At 73.2% G+C, this 518-nt stretch carries 1 protein-coding gene; it reads left to right on the top strand.

Annotation, left to right across the window (positions count from 1 at the left end; translation table 11 throughout):
• Window positions 1–518: DUF4037 domain-containing protein (locus tag CCN51_RS52730; protein WP_107426338.1), on the top strand; the 518-nt coding region annotated here is incomplete at both ends.

The raw sequence follows: 518 nt of genomic DNA, 5'->3' as shown, positions 1-518 counted from the left end.
GATGGGGGCCGTGGGTGAACGGCGGGGCATGGCTGGACGTGGACGGACAGGCCGTGGACTGGATCCTGCGGGACGTGGACCGGGTGCGGACGGTGTGGGAGGACTGCCGCGCCGGGCGGTACGAGGTGGGGACGCAGATCGGGCATCCGCTGGGGTTCTGGTCCCCTTGCTACGTGGGCGAGGTGTCCCTGGGGCGGGTGCTGGCCGATCCGGGCGGGGAGCTGGGCGAGCTGCGGCGTGAGGTGGAGCGATATCCGGAGCCGCTGCGGGAGGCTCTGACGGCGGGGGCGGTGTGGGAGGCGGGTTTCCTGGTGGCGAACGCCGCCAAGTCGGCCCGGCGCGGCGATGTCCTGCACGTCTCGCTGTGCTTGTCGCGTGTTGTCGGGCTGCTCGTCCAGGCCCTGTTCGCCCATCACCGCCGCTGGTGCCTCAACGAGAAGGGCGCGTTGGCGGCGGTGGCGGGGATGCCGGACACGTCTGCCGGGTTCGTCGGGCGGGCCGGGTCGCTGCTGGGGGAG

This window comes from Streptomyces milbemycinicus, from assembly GCF_002154605.1.
GTDB classification, from domain to species: Bacteria; Actinomycetota; Actinomycetes; order Streptomycetales; family Streptomycetaceae; genus Streptomyces; species Streptomyces milbemycinicus.
The sequence above is the reverse complement of the archived record's forward strand: the minus strand, read 5'-3'. Positions and strand labels throughout refer to the sequence as shown.